General features: G+C 68.1%; 14 protein-coding genes. 9 read left to right on the plus strand and 5 right to left on the minus strand.

The features are described from left to right. Nucleotides 1-54: 54 nt before the first annotated feature. Nucleotides 55-336, plus strand: coding sequence for a DUF7696 family protein (locus AC24R4_RS08560; protein WP_092597303.1), 282 nt, complete (start codon nucleotides 55-57; stop codon nucleotides 334-336). A gap of 26 nt (nucleotides 337-362) precedes the next feature. On the opposite strand, the gene AC24R4_RS08565 is transcribed toward AC24R4_RS08560, so the two are convergent. Next, nucleotides 363-2,519 carry an alpha/beta hydrolase domain-containing protein gene (locus tag AC24R4_RS08565; RefSeq protein ID WP_400393058.1) on the minus strand — a complete coding sequence of 719 codons (2,157 nt, stop codon included), beginning with the start codon at nucleotides 2,517-2,519 and terminating at the stop codon, nucleotides 363-365. A gap of 192 nt (nucleotides 2,520-2,711) precedes the next feature. Here AC24R4_RS08565 and AC24R4_RS08570 point away from each other — a divergent pair, with 192 nt between their 5' ends. After that, nucleotides 2,712-3,338, plus strand: a complete 627-nt coding sequence (locus tag AC24R4_RS08570; RefSeq protein ID WP_400393059.1) for a LysE family translocator — start codon at nucleotides 2,712-2,714, stop codon at nucleotides 3,336-3,338. A gap of 11 nt (nucleotides 3,339-3,349) precedes the next feature. On the opposite strand, the gene AC24R4_RS08575 is transcribed toward AC24R4_RS08570, so the two are convergent. The 3 genes from AC24R4_RS08575 to AC24R4_RS08585 form a co-directional block, all read right to left on the minus strand. Next, a complete protein-coding gene (locus tag AC24R4_RS08575; RefSeq protein WP_400393061.1) occupies nucleotides 3,350-4,024 on the minus strand; it encodes a histidine phosphatase family protein in 675 nt (224 codons plus the stop codon). Between the two features lie 144 nt (nucleotides 4,025-4,168). After that, nucleotides 4,169-5,167 (minus strand): Bug family tripartite tricarboxylate transporter substrate binding protein, encoded by a 999-nt coding sequence (locus tag AC24R4_RS08580; protein WP_400393062.1) that lies wholly within the window; start codon nucleotides 5,165-5,167, stop codon nucleotides 4,169-4,171. 118 nt (nucleotides 5,168-5,285) lie between these two features. Further along, complete coding sequence (locus AC24R4_RS08585) at nucleotides 5,286-5,969, minus strand: TetR/AcrR family transcriptional regulator (RefSeq protein WP_400393064.1); 684 nt, start codon at nucleotides 5,967-5,969, stop codon at nucleotides 5,286-5,288. Nucleotides 5,970-6,139: 170 nt separating this feature from the next. On the opposite strand from AC24R4_RS08585, the gene AC24R4_RS08590 reads away from it, so the two are divergent. From AC24R4_RS08590 to AC24R4_RS08620, 7 genes are all read left to right on the plus strand, one after another. Beyond that, the gene (locus AC24R4_RS08590) at nucleotides 6,140-6,946 is read left to right on the plus strand and encodes an IclR family transcriptional regulator (protein ID WP_400393069.1); all 807 of its coding nucleotides are present in this window, start codon (nucleotides 6,140-6,142) and stop codon (nucleotides 6,944-6,946) included. A gap of 76 nt (nucleotides 6,947-7,022) precedes the next feature. Then, a complete protein-coding gene (locus AC24R4_RS08595) occupies nucleotides 7,023-9,164 on the plus strand; it encodes an acetate--CoA ligase family protein (protein ID WP_400393065.1) in 2,142 nt (713 codons plus the stop codon). A gap of 36 nt (nucleotides 9,165-9,200) precedes the next feature. Next, nucleotides 9,201-10,196, plus strand: coding sequence for a Bug family tripartite tricarboxylate transporter substrate binding protein (locus AC24R4_RS08600; protein WP_487522739.1), 996 nt, complete (start codon nucleotides 9,201-9,203; stop codon nucleotides 10,194-10,196). Nucleotides 10,197-10,228: 32 nt separating this feature from the next. Then, nucleotides 10,229-11,575: a DUF1254 domain-containing protein gene (locus tag AC24R4_RS08605; RefSeq protein WP_487522740.1), complete on the plus strand. Its 1,347-nt coding sequence runs from the start codon at nucleotides 10,229-10,231 to the stop codon at nucleotides 11,573-11,575. A 54-nt stretch (nucleotides 11,576-11,629) separates the two neighbouring features. After that, nucleotides 11,630-12,970: a DUF1254 domain-containing protein gene (locus tag AC24R4_RS08610; protein WP_400396538.1), complete on the plus strand. Its 1,341-nt coding sequence runs from the start codon at nucleotides 11,630-11,632 to the stop codon at nucleotides 12,968-12,970. Continuing rightward, a complete protein-coding gene (locus AC24R4_RS08615) occupies nucleotides 12,967-13,944 on the plus strand; it encodes a Bug family tripartite tricarboxylate transporter substrate binding protein (RefSeq protein WP_487522741.1) in 978 nt (325 codons plus the stop codon). Before AC24R4_RS08610 ends, AC24R4_RS08615 begins: the two co-directional genes overlap by 4 nt. A gap of 125 nt (nucleotides 13,945-14,069) precedes the next feature. Beyond that, nucleotides 14,070-15,059 (plus strand): Bug family tripartite tricarboxylate transporter substrate binding protein, encoded by a 990-nt coding sequence (locus AC24R4_RS08620; RefSeq protein WP_153947123.1) that lies wholly within the window; start codon nucleotides 14,070-14,072, stop codon nucleotides 15,057-15,059. Between the two features lie 58 nt (nucleotides 15,060-15,117). Here AC24R4_RS08620 and AC24R4_RS08625 read toward each other — a convergent pair whose 3' ends face one another. After that, on the minus strand, nucleotides 15,118-16,734 hold the full coding sequence (locus tag AC24R4_RS08625; protein ID WP_487522742.1) for an exonuclease domain-containing protein: 1,617 nt from the start codon (nucleotides 16,732-16,734) through the stop codon (nucleotides 15,118-15,120). Nucleotides 16,735-17,038: the final 304 nt, after the last annotated feature.

The raw sequence follows: 17,038 nt of genomic DNA on the forward strand, positions 1-17,038 counted from the left end.
ACCGGACAACACGATTTGAAACGCAGCGCCAGACTTGCCGACCGGGAGACCATCATGTTCCAGACCGTTGCCGCCCACCCCAATGCCGTGATCGTGCGCGATGCCGCCATCGTCGCCGCCATCGATGCCGCCATGCTGAGCCGCCGCGACGAATACAGCGGTCAGCCGATGGCATGGAAGATGTTCTGCGAGGCCTCGCACGTGGCCACGCTGAACGACGTGCTGCGTTCCGCCTTTATCGAACGCGTGGCCAACGAGCGCGGCGCCGACGTGGCACTGCGCCTGAAGGCCAAGGCGGAGTCGATCCGGGCGGAGGCGATCGCGCGCCTGATGTAGGCGCCGCCACCGCCGCCCGATCCGCCTTACGGCAACACCGGGTTCGCCACCGCGCGGGCGATGATCGCGTCGGCATCGCGTTGCAGCAGGAAGCGTTGCCCCACCAGATCGTTGGCCGCAGCGGTCACCGCGGCCACATAGCCGGCCTGGTTGGTATAGAGCGACTCCAGCGACGGGCGCCCATCGCCGGCGGCGATGCGTGCGGCTTCGGTCTTGTGGAACGGAATGAACGATCCGGTCAGGTTGGACAGGTCGACAATGCCCGCCGTGGCCACGTAGTTGAACTCCAGGCTGGTGCCGACCGGTGCGCGGGCTTCCACGCTATGGATGCCTGCACGCGGAATGCCGGTGGACGGGTCGGTCTGCGGCACCAGGATCGCGTAGTCGCGGTTCAGGTAGGCGGGCGGCAGGATCGTGGCGATGCCCGATTCATCCTCGCGCCGGTACTGCGGCCCGAAGTCCAGCAGCGGATAGCCGTTGTAGCGCGCCAGGTACTGGAAGTCCGGAATCGTCGTCGATACGCCAGACACCGGCCAGCTTGTGCCCTTCATTGCCGGCAGCGTCAGGCTGGCGGGACGTACCAGCGTGCCGTCGGCCAGTGCCGGCACCTGGCTTGCAGGCGGCGTCGTGCCCTTGACCACCCAGTCCTCCAGGTCGATGAACAGCGCACGGAACGTGTCGTTGTGGTGGATCACCGTGCCAGCCGGATAGACATTGCGCGTGGGGGCGAACGCGATGCTGCTGGCGCCCCCCGCGCCGCCGTGCTGGGTGCCCGTGTAGTAATAGATGCGGACGTTGTCGGGCTGCTTCAGGTCACGGAAACCGTTGGCATCGGTCAGCACCGGCGAGCCCTGCAACTGCCAGAACTCCGTGCCCGACAAGCCGAGGAAGAACTTCGGGCAGGTGTTGCTGGCCGAGCATCGCGCCATCACACCGCCGGTCTTGCCGGAGACGTCGTCCACGTAGTTGGCATCGAGCCCGCGCGGCGCGGTCTGGCCGAACGCCGTGTGGTCGGTGCGCAGGCCGCCGCCGCCGCCCGGCACCGCAAAGCGCGTGTTGATGTTGGTCTGCCGCGCGGCCACATGGGCGTAGATGCCGTCGAACACCTTCGAGCCGTCCAGCGCCCGGTTGAAGCCCAGGTGCAGGAACGTCTTCATGGCATTGCCCGACTGCGACGTGCCTTGTCCGATGGCGTACCGGATGCGGCCGGCCAGCGGATTCGGCGTGCCGGCGCTATCCACGGTCCTGGTGCGGAAGAAGCTGACCGTATCGCGCAGCGCGGCCAGGCCCACGCCCATGACCTTGGGGTCCTTGGCCACGTAGACCAGTTCGTACAGGTATTGCGGATCGAAGCCGCCGCGCAGGCAGATGTTGGCGGGGTCGGCGGTGCCCGGGAACGGGTTGCCCGCATCGCATTTGGCGAATTTCCAGTCACTGGCCGGAATGGCCACGCGTGGATCCGTCTCGTTGATGCGCCGGGTCAGCGAATAGCCGGGCTGCGTGTTGTCGAGGCTGGCGGGCGCGTAGGGCAGCATCGTGCCGTTGAACACGCCGCCCGGCAGCGACATCATCGGCGTGGCTGCGGTGGGGACCAGTTCCGAGCGATAGGTGCCGGTGATCGACGTGCCGTCGGCATTCTTCGCCACGGGTACCGTCACGGTCAGGCGCGCCGCGGTGGACTTGGGCACGTCGCCCTGCCAGGCCGAATAGAGCAGCACGTAGCCGCGTTCCAGGTACACCGCGTCGCTGGGCGAGGCGGTCGGGTTGGGCATCGTCAGGATGTTGCCGCGGTTCGGCGCGTCGTAACGCAGCACGCCGCTGGCCTTGCTCATGTCCTTCGGCTTGAGCATGACGAAGTCAGCCGAGTATTCGACCATGCCGTTGGCGTTGACCGGTGCCAGCGCCAGGTCCTGGATGACCGCGTTCCGGGGGTCCTTCGGATCGACTTCGCCGCTCACGGTGCCGGTGACCTGCTCGTACTGCCCCACGCTGCCGTAGGTGCCGGCAAAATCCTGCGTGCCGGTGATCTTCAGCGTCACGCCCGGCGTGCGGGCGGCCGGGGTACTGGTGCCGCCATTGCCGCCATTGCCACTGTCGTCGCTGCCGCCGCAGCCCGCCAGCAGCGTTACCGTTGCCGCAAGGGCGAGCGCCGCCGCGTGCCGCCCATGTGCACGTGCATCCATCGATGTCTCCTCGTCTTTGTTTTCGAATGGCCGTCCCGTCATGCGCGGGAGGGCGACTCGAATATAGGCCGACAGCATTGTGCTGATAAATTGATTGTTTGAATGGATTGATCGATCCAGTCGAAAAGCGGCGGCTCGCCCGCCGTGCGGCCATGGGCTACCATGGCGTCTCACATTTCGCGGAGCGCCCGCATGCCACCGTTAGAAACGCTGCTGCCTTTCCTGGGGATCGCCGTGCTGCTGAGCCTGGCCCCCGGCCCCGACAATATCTTCGTCCTGTTGCAATCGGCGATGCACGGCACGCGCGCCGGGCTGACCGTGGTGCTGGGTCTGTGTACGGGGTTGCTGGTGCATACGGCCGTGGTGGCCGTGGGCCTGGCCGCGCTGCTGGCGGCATCGGTGGTGGCGTTCACCGTGCTGAAGATCGTTGGCGCGCTCTACCTGGTGCATCTGGCGTGGCAGGCGTTTCGTGCGCCGGTGGGCGACATCGGCAAGGACGCCGCCGCGGCGCGCCCGGTCAGGAACATGTATCTGCGCGGCGTGGTCATGAATCTGACCAATCCCAAGGTGGTGATCTTTTTCCTGGCGTTCCTGCCGCAGTTCGTCAACGCAAGTCAGGGGCACGTGGCCCTGCAGATCATGGTGCTGGGCTTTGCCTTCATCGTGGCCACGCTGCTGGTGTTTGGATCCATCGCGTGGTTCTCGGGCCTGTTCGGTCGCGTGCTGATGCGTTCGGCGCGGGTGCAGCGCGCCGTCAACTGGTTTGCGGGAACGGTATTCCTGGCGCTGGCTGGCAAGCTGGCGCTGTCGCAACGCTGACGCGGTGCCGGTCAGGCGAACGTGATGGCGCGGCGCCGCTCGGGGTGTTCCAGATGCGGCACGTTGTTGAAGCTCAGCAGGCGCTGCGTGCCGCGCCCGACGATCAGTTCGCAGAAGCCGGTGTTGCGGAACTGCAGGTTCAGCTCGATGGCGGTCTGGGCGGGTGCGCCAAGCAGGTCGGCGATGGCCCGGCCAATGGCGCCCCCGGAGCTGACCACCAGTAGCGCATCCTCGCGCGCCGCGCCTTCCGTGGCCGTCGACAGCGCGGCCTGCATGCGCGCCCCGAACGCTTCCCAGCTTTCGGGCATGCCGGCCAGCTGGTCCTGCGTCCAGGCCGCGAATGCCGCGCGGAACGTGCGCCAGTAATCCTGGTAGTCGCCGTTCTGGTGGGCCCGGTGATCGGCGCCCTTGGTGAAGCTGCGGTAGAGCGATTCGCCGTCGTATTCGTTCAGGCCCGTGTGCGTGTCCACGGCGGTCCCGGCGGCGCCCATGCCGTGCAGGATTTCGGTGGCGGTGTCCTGCTGGCGCACCAGCGATCCGGCCACCACGCGCTTGAACGTGATATCCCGCCCCTTGAAATATTCGCCAAGCCAGCGGGCCTGCTGGCGGCCGACGTCCGACAGGCAATCGTAGTTGGCGGCGCCAAACGAGGCTTGGCCGTGACGGACCAGGAAGAGCGTGGCCATGATGTGGGCATCTGCAAAGAGGATATGGCGCGATTCTAGTCGGGCGATGCCGGCGGGCCCAGCATGACCCGCCGGAATTCATGACGGCCATGGTTTCGCTGCATGCCGCGCACACGGCGGCATGCAGCAGGCAAAGGCGCGAAGTCAGTCGAGCGTCACGCCGGTATCGGCGGTCAGCTTCAGCACCACCGGCAGATAGGCCTTGTAGGCGCGTTCGGCCTCGCCCGGCGTGTTGCCAATCGGCTCGGCGCCCATTTCGTCGATCTTTGCCTGCATCTCGGGCGTCTTGACCAGCGACGCCACTTCGCGGCCCAGCCGCTCGACGATGGCCTCAGGCGTCTTCGCCGGCGCCAGCAGTGTTGTCGGGCCGACGATCTTGTAGGCCGCATCGCCATAGCCGGCCTCGGCGAACGTCGGCACGTCGGGCAAGGCCCGGGCGCGCGTGGTGCCGGCCACGGCCAGCGGCCGCAGCTTGCCGGTGGCGATGTGCTGGCGCAGCGTGGTGACCGAACCGATCGTCACGTTGACCTGGCCGGCCAGCAGGTCGGTCACCATCGGCCCTTCGCCGCGATACGGCACATGCAGGATGTCAACGCCGTAGGTCTTGTCCATGTAGGCCTGGATGGTGTGTGGCTGCGTGCCCGGCCCCCACGATCCCATGCGCAGCTTGCCCGGCTCTTTCTTCGCGTAGGCGATCAGCTCGTTGACGGTCTTGACCGGCACGCCGCTGTTGACGGCCAGCACCGTGCGGGCCATCGCCACGTCCGAGACCGGGCGCAGGTCGGTGCGCGGGTCGTAGGGCAGCTTCTTGTAGAGCGCCAGGTTGGCGGTGATCGGCCCCGGAATCGTCATCAGCAGCGTGTAGCCGTCGGGCGCCGCCTTGGCGACGAAATCGGTGCCGATAATGCCGCCCGCGCCGCCCTTGTTTTCCACCACCACCGGCTGGCCGAGCCGCTTTGACAGCCCGTCGGCCACCTGGCGCGCCAGCGTGTCGGTCAGGCCGCCGGCCGGGTAGGGCACCACCAGGCGGACCGGCTTGGTCGGATAGTCGCCCTGCGCAAGTGCGGCCAGCGGCAACAGCGACATCGCCGCGCAGGCGACGCGAGCCGCCCACCACCGGCGCGGCAGCGTGGTTTGCTTCATGGTGTGTCTCCTCTTTTTGTGCCCGGTCTGCTTCCCAGACATGCCGCTATGGTTGCGGCTGCTGCGGGCGGTTGGACGGATGAAGCGAGGGAAAGCGGTGCGGGGGCGGCCCGGCCCGTCAGGCTTCGATGCCCAGGTAGCGGCCCACCATGCGCGCCATTTCGCCGGGCAGGCGCTCGTCATCGAGTTGCAGCGGCCCCGGATTGTTCAGCACGGCGTTGACGAGCATCCCGAACACCATCTGCATGGCAAACCGCACGCGCAGCTCGGCTTCGTCGGCCGGCCCGGACAGGCGCGGCACCAGCAGGATCACGAGCCGCTCGATCAGCGCCTGCCCGTTCTTCTGGTGCGGCAGCCACTGCTCCGGATGCGTGGTGGCGTGTTTGAGTGATGCGCGAATCACGCCACGGTTATTGCGGCAGCCGTTGACCATGAAGCGCATGGTCTTGTCGAGGATCTGGGCCGCCGGGGCTTCCTGCCAGCGATGCTCGGCCATGTAGCGCGCCACCGACGCATCGGATTCCTCCATCACCGACGCGCGCAGCGCATCGAAGAACGCCATCTTGTCGCGGAACCGGCCGTAGAACGCACCCACCGACACCTGACAGGCGGCTGCGATCTGTGCGACCGACACGGCCGCGAAATCGCGTTCGGCCAGCAACTGGCGCCCCGCTGTCAGCAGGGCCTGCTCGGTTTCCCGCGCCCGGCGCTGGCGCGGCGGTTGCAGGATCGACGACGTATCGACCCGGGGAAAGGCCGATACGGAAGTGGCGGTTTCGTTACCTGGGGAAGTAGCTTGCATGACGATTTTCCGTATGCGAATTCGAATTCGGTTTTGCACCTTACGTTTCGGCCGCGCGCACCGTCAAGTCGGGGTTTACGCTCCTGATTTCCAATATATGGAAATACGTTCCGCTTTTTGACACGATGCCGAATCGACGCCCACACTGGAATCCAGGAGACGACATGCCCATGAACACCCCGGTCGAACAATTCATTGCCGAACGCCGCCGCGAAGACCCTTCGTTCGGCGGGCTGCTGGCCAAGGGGTTTGCGCTGCTGCGCTGCTTCATCGACGATCCGCGCCCGCTGGGCAATGGCGAACTGTCGCAGCGGCTGCAACTGCCCCGCGCCACGGTGTCGCGCATCTGCCGCACGCTGTTCGAACTGGGCTATCTCGACTGGGACCCCAAGCTCGACAAGTATTTCGTCGGTGCGCAGGTGCTGGCGCTGGGCTATCCCTACCTGGCCGGCCTGCAGGTGCGCCACCTGGCACGCCCGCTGATGCAGGCGCTGGCCAACCAGGTGGAGGGCGCGGTGTCGATGGGCGTGGCGCACCGGCTGGACGTGACGTACTTGGAGTCGTGCACGCACATGGAAGGCACGTCGGCGCGGCCGGCCGTAGGCGCGGTACGTTCGGTACTGACCACGGCAATGGGGCGGGCCTTCCTCTGCACGCTGTCGAAGGGCGAGTTCGAGAAGCTGATGATGCTGGCGCGCACCGAGCGTCCGGAGGAATTCGGCGTCTGCTACGAGACCGTCTGCCACAACGTGGCGCACTACCCCAAGCGCGGCTTCACACTCAATGAAGGCGATGCCGGCGAGGACATCCACGGCGTGGGCGTGTATTCGCGCATCACGTACCTGAACCGGCCGCTGCTGTTCAACTGCGCGCTGCCGGGTCTGCGCGTCAGGCGCGGCATGATGGAAAAGCGCGTGGCGCCGCTGCTGCGCGAGATGGTGCGCGCCATCGAGAACATGGCCGGCGTGGGACGCTAGCCGCCGGATGCGGGCCCGGATCGCCCGCACGACAGAACGCCGTGGCATGTACCGCGGTGTCATCAACGGAGACACCATGCTGGACCTGCAGCCCTTGTTGTGCCCGCGATCGATCGCGGTGATCGGCGCATCGACGCAGCCCGAAAAGGTGGGCGGCGTGCCGATTCGCCTGCTTGGCGAACTCGGCTACGGCGGCCGCGTGTTCCCGGTCAACCCGGGCGCCGATACCGTGCAGGGGCTGCGCGCCTATGCGTCCGTGGCCGACATCGGCGAGCCTGTCGATCTGGCCATCGTGGCCGTGCCGGCACCTGCCGCGCCCGACGTGATGGCGCAGCTGGGCCAGGCCGGCACGCGCGCGGCCGTGGTGTTCACGTCCGGCTTTGCCGAAGTCAGCGGCGGCGATCCCCTGCAGCACGCGCTGGCCACGCAGGCCCATGCGCACGGCGTGCAGTTGCTGGGCCCCAACTGCCTGGGGGCGATGAACTTGCGCGAGCGCATGTTCGCCACGTTCTCGCCGATTCCGCTCAGCGGCGTGCCGCCGGTCGGCCACGTGGGACTGGTCAGCCAGAGCGGCGCGTTTGGCGCGTACGCGTTTGCGCTGGCGCGCGAAGCGGGGCTGGGCCTGAGCCATTGGGTCACCACGGGCAACGAGGCCGGGCTGCAGGTGGCCGACGTGATCGAATGGCTGGCCAACGATCCGCAGACGCAAGTGATCCTGGCCTATGTCGAAGGCGCGCGCGATGGCATGCGCTTGCGCCGCGCGCTTGCCGCCGCCCGCGCTGCGGGCAAGCCCGTGGTGATCGCCAAGGTGGGCACCACGGCGGCGGGCGCCAGCGCCGCGCAATCGCATACCGCCAGCCTGGCCGGCGAGGACGCCGTGTACCAGGCGGTGTTCGACGAATACGGCGTGCATCGCGCGCATACGCTCGAAGCCTTCTTCCGGCTCGGCTATACGCTGGCGCGCGGCCGGCGACCGGCGCAATGGCAATCGCCAACGGGCCTGGCCGCCGATGCGGTGGCGCCCGTGGCCATCGTCACGGTATCGGGCGGCGTCGGCATCATGATGGCCGACAGCGCCGAGACGCTGGGCCTGCCCATGCCGCCCATGCCGGATACCGCCGCGCAGGCGCTGCGCGCGGCCATCCCGTTTGCCAGTACCGCCAACCCGATCGACGTCACCGGCCAGGTGGTGGCGCAGCCGCAGGTGTTCGTCGATGCGCTGGCCAACGTGGCGCGCTGCGGCCAGTACGGCGCGGTGGCGGCATTTCTGGCCGGCGGCGTCAATGCGCCGCGCCTCTGGCCCGTGCTCCAGGACACCGTGTCGGCGCTCGAAGCCGACCGCCACGCCGCACCGTTGCTGATCTCGGGCGTGATGGACGACGACAAGCGCGCCTGGCTCGAGGCGCGTGGCTGCCTGGTGTTCCGCGAACCCGCGCATACCATGGAAGCCGTGGCTGCGCTGGCGAAGGCGGCCGCGATGGAAGCGGCCCCAGACGCGCCTGTTGGCGGCGACAACAGCGCGCCTGTTCATCCCCCGGCCCTGCCGCCTGACGCCACCGCGCTGTCGGAAGCCGAGGCCATGGCATGGCTGGCCGCTGCCGGCGTGCCGGTGGTGCCGCACGGCGTGGCCCAGCATGCCGAAGCGGCGGTGGACCATGCCGAATCGATCGGCTATCCGGTGGCCGTCAAGATCTGCTCTCGCCATATCCTGCACAAGAGCGATATCGGCGGCGTGGCGCTGAACCTGCGCGATGCCGACGCCGTGCGCGCCGCGTTCGCCCAGGTGCGCCACGCCGCAGCGCAGGCACGCGATGCCGGCGGCAATGCGGTGCCGTTCGAAGGCGCCATCGTCGCGGGGATGGCGCGCGGCTGGGGCGAGATCATGGTGGGCGTGCGGCGCGATCCGGTGTTCGGCCTGGTGGCGCTGGCGGGTATCGGCGGCACGGCCGTGGAGATCTTCCGGCAGATGGCGTTCGGGCTCGCGCCGCTGTCGCGCCAGCGCGCTCGCGCCATGCTGACGCAGAGCCGCGCCGCCGCGCTGTGCAGCGGGCACCGTGGCCATCCCGCCATCGACCTCGATGCGGTGGCCGACGTGCTGGTCAACGTATCGCGCGCGGCCGCCGCGCTTGGCGACCGGCTCGACACGCTCGAAATCAACCCGTTCATCGTCGGCCCCAAAGGGCTGGTGGCGGCGGATGCCGTGATCACGCTGCGCTGACGCAGCGACCCATCCTGGACAATACGGAGACAGACCATGCGATCAGCAATTCGCAGGATGCGGCACGCCCTGGCCTTGTGCCTGGCGGCAGGTGTGACGGCAGGGATGATGTTGCCCGCGGCGGTGGCCGCGGACGCGTACCCCAGCAAGCCGATCCGGCTGGTGGTGCCGTTTCCGCCAGGCGGCGGCACCGATGTGGTGGGGCGCATGGTGGCCGCCCGCCTGTCGACGGTGCTCAAAGGCACGGTGGTCGTCGAGAACGTGGCGGGCGCCACCGGCACCATCGGCGCGGCACAGGTGGCGCGTGCCGCGCCTGACGGCTACACGCTTCTGCTGGGCATCTCGGCCACGCACGCGATTGCGCCGGCGATCTTTCCGAAGCTGACTTACGACCCGCTGCGCGACTTCGTGCCCATCGGCCGCATTGCCTACGGCGGCAATGTGCTGGTGGCCAATCCAGCCTTTCCGGCCCAGGACGTGCGCGCGCTGATCGCCATGGCGAAGCAGCCGGGCGCGGACCTGGCCTATGGCTCCTGGGGCCAGGGATCGGGCGGCCATCTGGCCGGCGAGAGCCTGAACGTGTCCGCCGGCATCCACCTGCGGCATGTGCCGTACAAGGGCGTGGCGCCGATGCTGAACGACGTGATGGGCGGCACGGTGCCCATCGCCATGTCCGACCTGGCCGGCACGTTGCCGCTGATCCGCAGCGGCAAGGTGCGTGCGCTGGCGGTGTCGGGCTCGGAGCGGTCGGCCGCGCTGCCCGATGTGCCGACGTTCGCCGAGTCCGGCATCGGGTTCCGCGTGGATAGCTGGTACGCGCTGTTCGCGCCGGCCAGGACGCCGCCGGCCATCGTCGACCGGCTGGAAAGCGCGATGCAGGAAGCCATGCAGGACAGCGCGCTGCAGGCGCAGATCGCGGCCATGGGCATGCGCTACCAGCCCGTGTCGCGTACGCAGTTCACCAACCAGATGCGCGACGACGCGCGGGCCTGGGCCGCGCTGGTCAAGTCGAGCGGCGCCACGCTGGAATGAACCCGACCTTCCCATCCACCCGGACCATCGCCATGAATCATCCTGCCTTTCCCCACCCAGCGGGCACCCCAGCCGCCACCCCTTCCGCCCTGGCTGCGCCGGTGCACGCCAGCCCGCAAGAGGCCCTGGTGGCCGCCGCCGCGCTGCCGCTGGTGATCTACGGCTACCCGTTGATCGAAACCCTGCGTACCTGCCGGCTGCAGACATCGGTGGACGCCCCCACGCGCTACGGCCGCGCACCGATGAACATGCTGTCGGCCAGCGCGCGCCAGTGGACGCACGAAGACCGCGACATCGTCACCCCCGCCAACGACCTGCTCTATTTCTGCGGCTGGCTCAACCTGGCCGACGGCCCGGCCACGATCCGCGTGCCCGCGCTGCCCGATGCCGACCGCTACTACGTGGTCGAACTGCTGGATGCCCATACCAACAACTTTGCCAACCTGGGTCCGCGCAACGTGCCGCGCGAAGGCGCCAATGTGGAGATCGTCGGACCCGGCCAGCGCGGCAGCGGCGTGCACGTGGTGGAGGCGCCCACCACGCTGGTCTGGATCATTGGCCGCGTGCTCGTGACCGGTCCTGATGACCTGGCGCGTGCCAACGCCTTCGAGCAGGGCTTCCAGGTGGTGCGAAGCGCCGGACCGGCCCGGCCGGCCAGCGTGGCGCAGTGGCAGGACACCGGCGATGCCGGCGTGGATTTCTTCCAGAACCTGTTCCGTGCGATGCGCGACTTCCCGCCCGGCGCGCAGGAGCAAGGCCTGTTCACGCTGCTCCGCAAGGTGGGCCTGCGGCTGGAGGACGATGTGGAGATCGCCGCGCTGCGGCCGTCCATCGTCAACGGCCTGCGCAGCGCATACGCCCAGGGGATGGCGCTGATCGAAGCCCATACCCGCAGCCAGGGGCACAAGGCGTGGGGCTACAGCATGCGGCTGGGTCTCTATGGCGACGACTGGGTGCTGCGCGCCTGCACGGCGATGAAGGGGCTGGGCGCGCTGCGCGCGGACGAAGCGGTCTACGCGATGGCCGACTTCGACGCGGACGGCGAGCCGCTGCACGGCCGGCATCGATATGAACTGCGTTTTGCGCCCGGCATGCTGCCGCCGGCCGAAGCGTTCTGGTCGGTATCGCTCTACGGGGAGGATCGCTACTTCTCGGCCAACGAGATCGGCCGCTATGCGGTGGGCGACCGCACCCCGGGACTGCGCATGGAGCCGGACGGCACGCTGGTGATTCCCATCGGCCATGCCCGGCCGGCCGACGATGCCAACTGGCTGCCCGCACCCGATGGCCCGTTCTACCTGATCCTGCGGCTCTACCACCCGTCCGCCAGCTTTATTGCCGGCCAGTACACGATTCCCGCCGTGCGCCGGATCGGCTGAGCCCGGCGCGGAACACGCATCGCCATATCTATAAGAGAAAGGAGACACCAGCCCATGCCGCAAACCATCAGCACCCCCGCCACCACCACCGCCAGCCCCGGCCTGCCGCTTGCCCGCGAAGCCGTGATCTACACGCTGCCGCTCTACGAGATGGCGCGCATGCGCGCGGCCACCTGCCCGCGCCGCGACCGGGCCGGGCGGTTCGCTGGCGACGGCCCCGAATCGTCGCTGCGCTGGGTCAACCACCTGATCCACACGCGCGAACTGCTGGGCCCCCAGCATCGCCAGGTGGTCACGCCGAACAACGACACGCTGTACACCAATGCCTGGCTCGACCTGTCGCGCGAGCCCGTGGTGCTCGAAGTGCCCGACTTCGCCGGCCGCTACTACGTGCTGGGGCTGCTCGATTTCTATACCAATCCGTTTGGCTATCTGGGCAGCCGCACGACCGGCACCGGCGCGGGCCGCTTCCTGCTGCACGGGCCCGACTGGCATGGCGAAGTGCCTGCCGGCATGCGGGCCGTGCCGTGTCCGACCAACGCGGTGTGGATGATCGGCCGGCTGCTGGTGGACGGCGATGCCGATCTGGCCGCCGGCCATGCGCTGCAGGACGCCATTGCGCTGAAGCGGCTCGACGGGGAACCGGCCGCGTTCGCGTTCGATGTGGGCATGCACCCGCGCGAACATCTGGGCGATCCGCGGCGCTTTGCCGCCGTGGTCAACCAGATGCTGGCCGACAACCCGCCGCCGCCGGCGGAAGCCGACATGGTGGCCCGCTTCGCCGAAGCCGGCATCGGCCAGGGGCTCACGCCCACGCCGGCGCAGGTCGAGACGCTGGGCGCCGCATTGCAGGGCGTGCTGGCCGACCTGGCCGAGCCGCAGGCGTCGGACATGGGCGGTGGCTGGGCGATGTCGGTGGACGTGCGCGAGTCGTATGGCACGGACTACCTGCAACGTGCGCTGGTGGCGCGCAACTATATTGGTGCGCTGGGCGTGCAGGAGGCCATGTACGTGATGGCCGACCGCTGTGCCGACGGCGCGCCGCTCGACGGCGGTCACGCCTACCGGCTGCACTTCGCGGCCGACAACCTGCCGCGCGTGGGCGCGTTCTGGTCGCTGACCATGTACGACAAGGCCGACTGCATGCTGGTGCCGAACGACCTGGCTCGCTATTCGCTGGGCGATCGGTCTCCGTCCCTGAAGCGCGCCGCCGATGGCAGCCTGACGGTGTACCTGTCGGCGCAGCCGCCGCAGGACCGCGCGCTGCTCGGCAACTGGCTGCCGGCGCCGGCCGGGGCATTCTATGTGGCGCTGCGCCTGTACGTGCCCCAACCGGATCACCTTGACCGCACCTATCGCTATCCCGCCATCGAGCGGATCAGGGAGGCATCATGACCCCATCGCAACTGACCCGCCGCCGTCTGCTGGGCGCGATGGCCCTGGCCGGCGTCGTGCCGCATGCCTTCGGCAATAGCTGGCCCGGCAAGCCGGTGCGGCTGGTGTCGCCCTACGGGCCAGGCGGTTCGAACGATACGTCGGCGCGCGTGCTGGCCGAGGCGCTGAGCCGCAAATACGGCCAGCAGGTGGTGGTCGAGAACAAGCCGGGCGCCGGTACGCGCGTGGCCAGCGAAACGGTGGCGCATGCACCCGCCGACGGCTACACGCTGCTGTGGGCCGCTGCGCCGTTCGCCATCAACACGGCAGCCGGCCTGTCGCAGCGGTTCGATATCCACAAGGATTTCATCGCCGTGGGGCCCCGCGTGCTGGGCCCGGTGTTCCTGATCGTCAACGCCAGTTCGCCGGTCAAGACCGTGGCGGACTTCGTGAAGATGGCGAAGCAGAAGTCCGAGGGCGTCACGTTCGCGTCGCCGGGCATCGGCTCGGGCCCGCACCTGACGGCCGAGCTGTTTGCCGCGCAGTCGGGGTTCAAGGCGCTCAACGTTCATTACCGCGGCGACGCCACGGCCTATACCGAACTGCTGGCCGGACGTGTCGATGCCACGCTGACGGCAATCACCACCGCGCTGCCCTTTATCCAGGCCGGCAAGCTGCGCGTGATCGCGGCCGCCGCCGATGCGCGCACGCCGGTCTATCCCGATGCCCCGACCTTTGCCGAGCAGGGCGTGCCCGGCGTGGTCGGCTACGGCTGGTTCGGCATCGTGGCGCCGGCCGGCACGCCGCCCGCCATCGTGCAGCAGATCAATCGCGATGCCAGCCAGGCGCTGGCCGATCCGCAGATCAGCCAGAAGCTGCTGGCGCTGGGCCTGCAGCCGTCGCCGGGCAGCAGCGCGGACTTTGCCGCGTTCATCGACGCGGAGGTAAGGAAATGGGGCGCGCTGATCAAGGCGCGCGGCATCGTACTGGAGTGAGGGGAGGATGGCGGAGGGCTGCCGGTCAGGCCGGTGACCAAAGCCCTTCCCAATACTGTCACAAAAACGTCACAATACCGGTCCGATCCCCGCCATGTAGAGCGGGGCCGCATCCGGAGAGAGAAATGACGTTGTTCGCTTCCCGCCGCGCCCGGCATGTCCTGGCTGCCCTGGTCCTTTCCCCGCTGGCACTGGCCGCCGGCGCCGCGCAGGCCGCGTGGCCGGACAAGCCGATCCGCATGGTGGTGGGCTTTCCGCCTGGCGGGCCGGTCGATACGCATGCGCGCATCCTGTCCGAGAAGCTGCAGCCAATCCTGGGCCAGCCCGTCGTGCTCGACTACAAGGCTGGCGCCGCCGGCAATATCGGGTCGGACAACGTGGCCAAGGCCGCGCCCGACGGCTATACGCTGCTGATCGCCAATACCGGCCAGATGGCGATCAACGGATCGCTCTATCCCAAGCTGCCGTACAGCATGCCGAAGGACTTTGCGCCCGTGGCACGTACCGCGCTGATTCCGCTGGTGATGGTCGTCAACAACAACGTGCCGGCCAGGAACCTGAAGGAATTCATCGCCTATGCCAAGGCCAACCCGGGCAAACTCAATTTTGCGTCGGGCGGCAATGGCGGCATTTCGCACCTGATGCCCGAGATGTTCAAGCAGGCGTCGGGCACGTTCATTGTCCATATCCCGTACAAGGGCAGCGCGCCGGCACTGACCGACGTGATGGGCGGCCAGGCCCAGATGATGGCCGACTCGATTCCGCTGTTCACCCAGCACATCAAGGCCGGCAAGGTGCGCGCGCTGGCTGTGACGTCGGGCAAGCGGTCGCCGGCGCTGCCCGATGTGCCGACCATGGAGGAGTCGGGCCTGAAGGGTTTCGAGGTGGTGGGCTTCTACGGTGTGCTGGCGCCGGCCGGCACGCCGAAGGAAATCGTCGACAAGCTGTCGGGCGCGCTGCGCACCGTGCTGGCGGACCCGGACACGAAGGCCAAGCTTGAGGCGCAGGGCGCCGAGCCGGCCTGGCAGTCGCCGGAGGCGTTTGCGGCAACCATCGTCAACGAGCAGAAACGCTGGGGACAGGCCGTCAAGGTGTCGGGCGCGAAGATCGATTGATCGACGCCGGCAATCAGCAGGGGGCCTTGCGGGCGGTGCTGGCCTCGCCGATTCCTGTCTAGCCAAACAGGGATGACTGGGCGTCCGTCATGGCTGCCGTGCGCCTGGGCGTGGCGCGTGGCTTTGTCGCCAGCCCGGTATCGAGCCCGGTAACGCTCGGCGCCGTGGCCGGCGCGACCGGTGCTGTCAGCACGAACGGGCGCGCCGAGGCCAGCGGCACGGCCGTCGCCCTGAGGCTGGCCACGTGCGGCGCCAGGATCAGGTAGGTATCCATATCGAAGCGCGCTGGCAGGGCGGTCAGCCCTTCGGCGTCGGCCAGCGTCGGCGCGGTGCCCAGGTAGCACCAGTCCTCGATCACATGCCAGGGCTGGTCGGGTTGCTCGCCTTCGCGCCAGGCAATCGCCCCGTCGAACGGCCACGGGGCCACCGTCAATGCTTCGAGTGCGGCCAGCGTGCGCAAACGATGCGCGGCGCGTGATTCATGGCCGGTGCAGGCCCCCGCGCAGCGGTGGACTTGCCGCGCAAAACAGGGGTGGCCACGGCCGGCCGTCGCTTCGAGCATCAGCGTGACCAGGCATAGCTGATGTTCGTCGGCCAGCGCCACCAGGCGTGCACGTGCCGCGGCGCGGCTCGGAAACACACCATATAGCCGGGTATGGCGGCTGAAGTCGACCTGACGGTCCGAGCGCAGGCGCGGCGCGGGCAGGCCGTCGACCATTTCCCAGGCGAACAGCTCGTCGTTGTGCCGCAGCTGATGGTTGTGCAGCGGTCGCAGCGTCTTGACGAGCTGGGCTTCCAGCAGGAGCGCGCCGATCTCTCCGCCGGTCTCACGCCAATCCACGCGCCGCACGGCGCGAGCGATGCGCATTTCCTTCGGGTTGGTATGGTCGCCGGAAAAATGGGCGCGGATGCGCTGCCGCAGGTGGATGCTCTTGCCGACATATAGCAACGCGTCGTCGTCACCGTAAAACAGGTAGGCGCCGGGACGGTCCGGCACGTCGTCCAGCGCGGTCTCGCTCAGGCCGGCGGGCAGGCTGGCATGCTTGACCAGCGTCTTGACGGCCGACTCCACCAGATCGACCGAATACAGATCGTGGATCTTCTGCCAGAACTGCCACAGCAGCTCGGCGTCGGCCAGCGCGCGGTGGCGACCCTTCGGTATCAGGTTGAAGCGGGCGATCAGCGCGTCGAGCCCATGGCGCTCCACCGAGGGGAACAGCGAGCGGGACAACCGCAGCGTGCAAAGGACATCTGCACGAAACGTCACGCCGGCCCGGCGAAATTCATTCTTCAGGAAGCCGTAGTCGAAGCGGGCATTGTGCGCGACAAACAGCCGGCCCTGTAGCCGTTCCGCCAATAGTTCGGCTATCGACGCGAAGGTGGGTTGGCCGCGCACCATGTCGTCGGTGATCCCGGTCATCCCCTGAATAAACGGCGGGATGCTGGCCTGTGGGTCGACGAGGGTGTCCCACTCGTGAATGCCGTCGGGCCCCACTTCCACGACGCCGATCTCGGTGATCCGGTCGCGCTGGGCGTCTGGCCCCGTGGTCTCCAGATCGACAAACGCAATCGGGCGGGCCAAGGCGGTGGCCAGTGCAAGGGCATCGAGCGCCCCCGCGTCCCGGCTGGCCAGGCGTTCGGGGAGATAGGTGGGCGGTTCCGGCAGCGTCGTCATCCGGCGATTCTACGGGATCGGAAAATTCTTTTGCGAAACCCCTTGCGCAGGTCGCCAATCCCATCTAATATTCGCCCCCTCGCAACACAAAGCGCGCTGCAAACGCAGCAGCGACAAGGGTTGCGGGGTTGGCAGAGGGTTGGCGCTGCGAGGTTCGCGGCACCGGCCGGCAGAAAAAAGTTCTGCAAAAACTGTTGACGAAACGTTGAATGCTCTGCATAATCTCGTTTCTCCGCTGCGACGAAAGACGCAGCGACAGCGAACGGCAAAGCCGGTCGCTCGAGTTCTTTAACAAACAAACAAC

The sequence above is a fragment of the Cupriavidus sp. CER-90 genome (assembly GCF_057652055.1).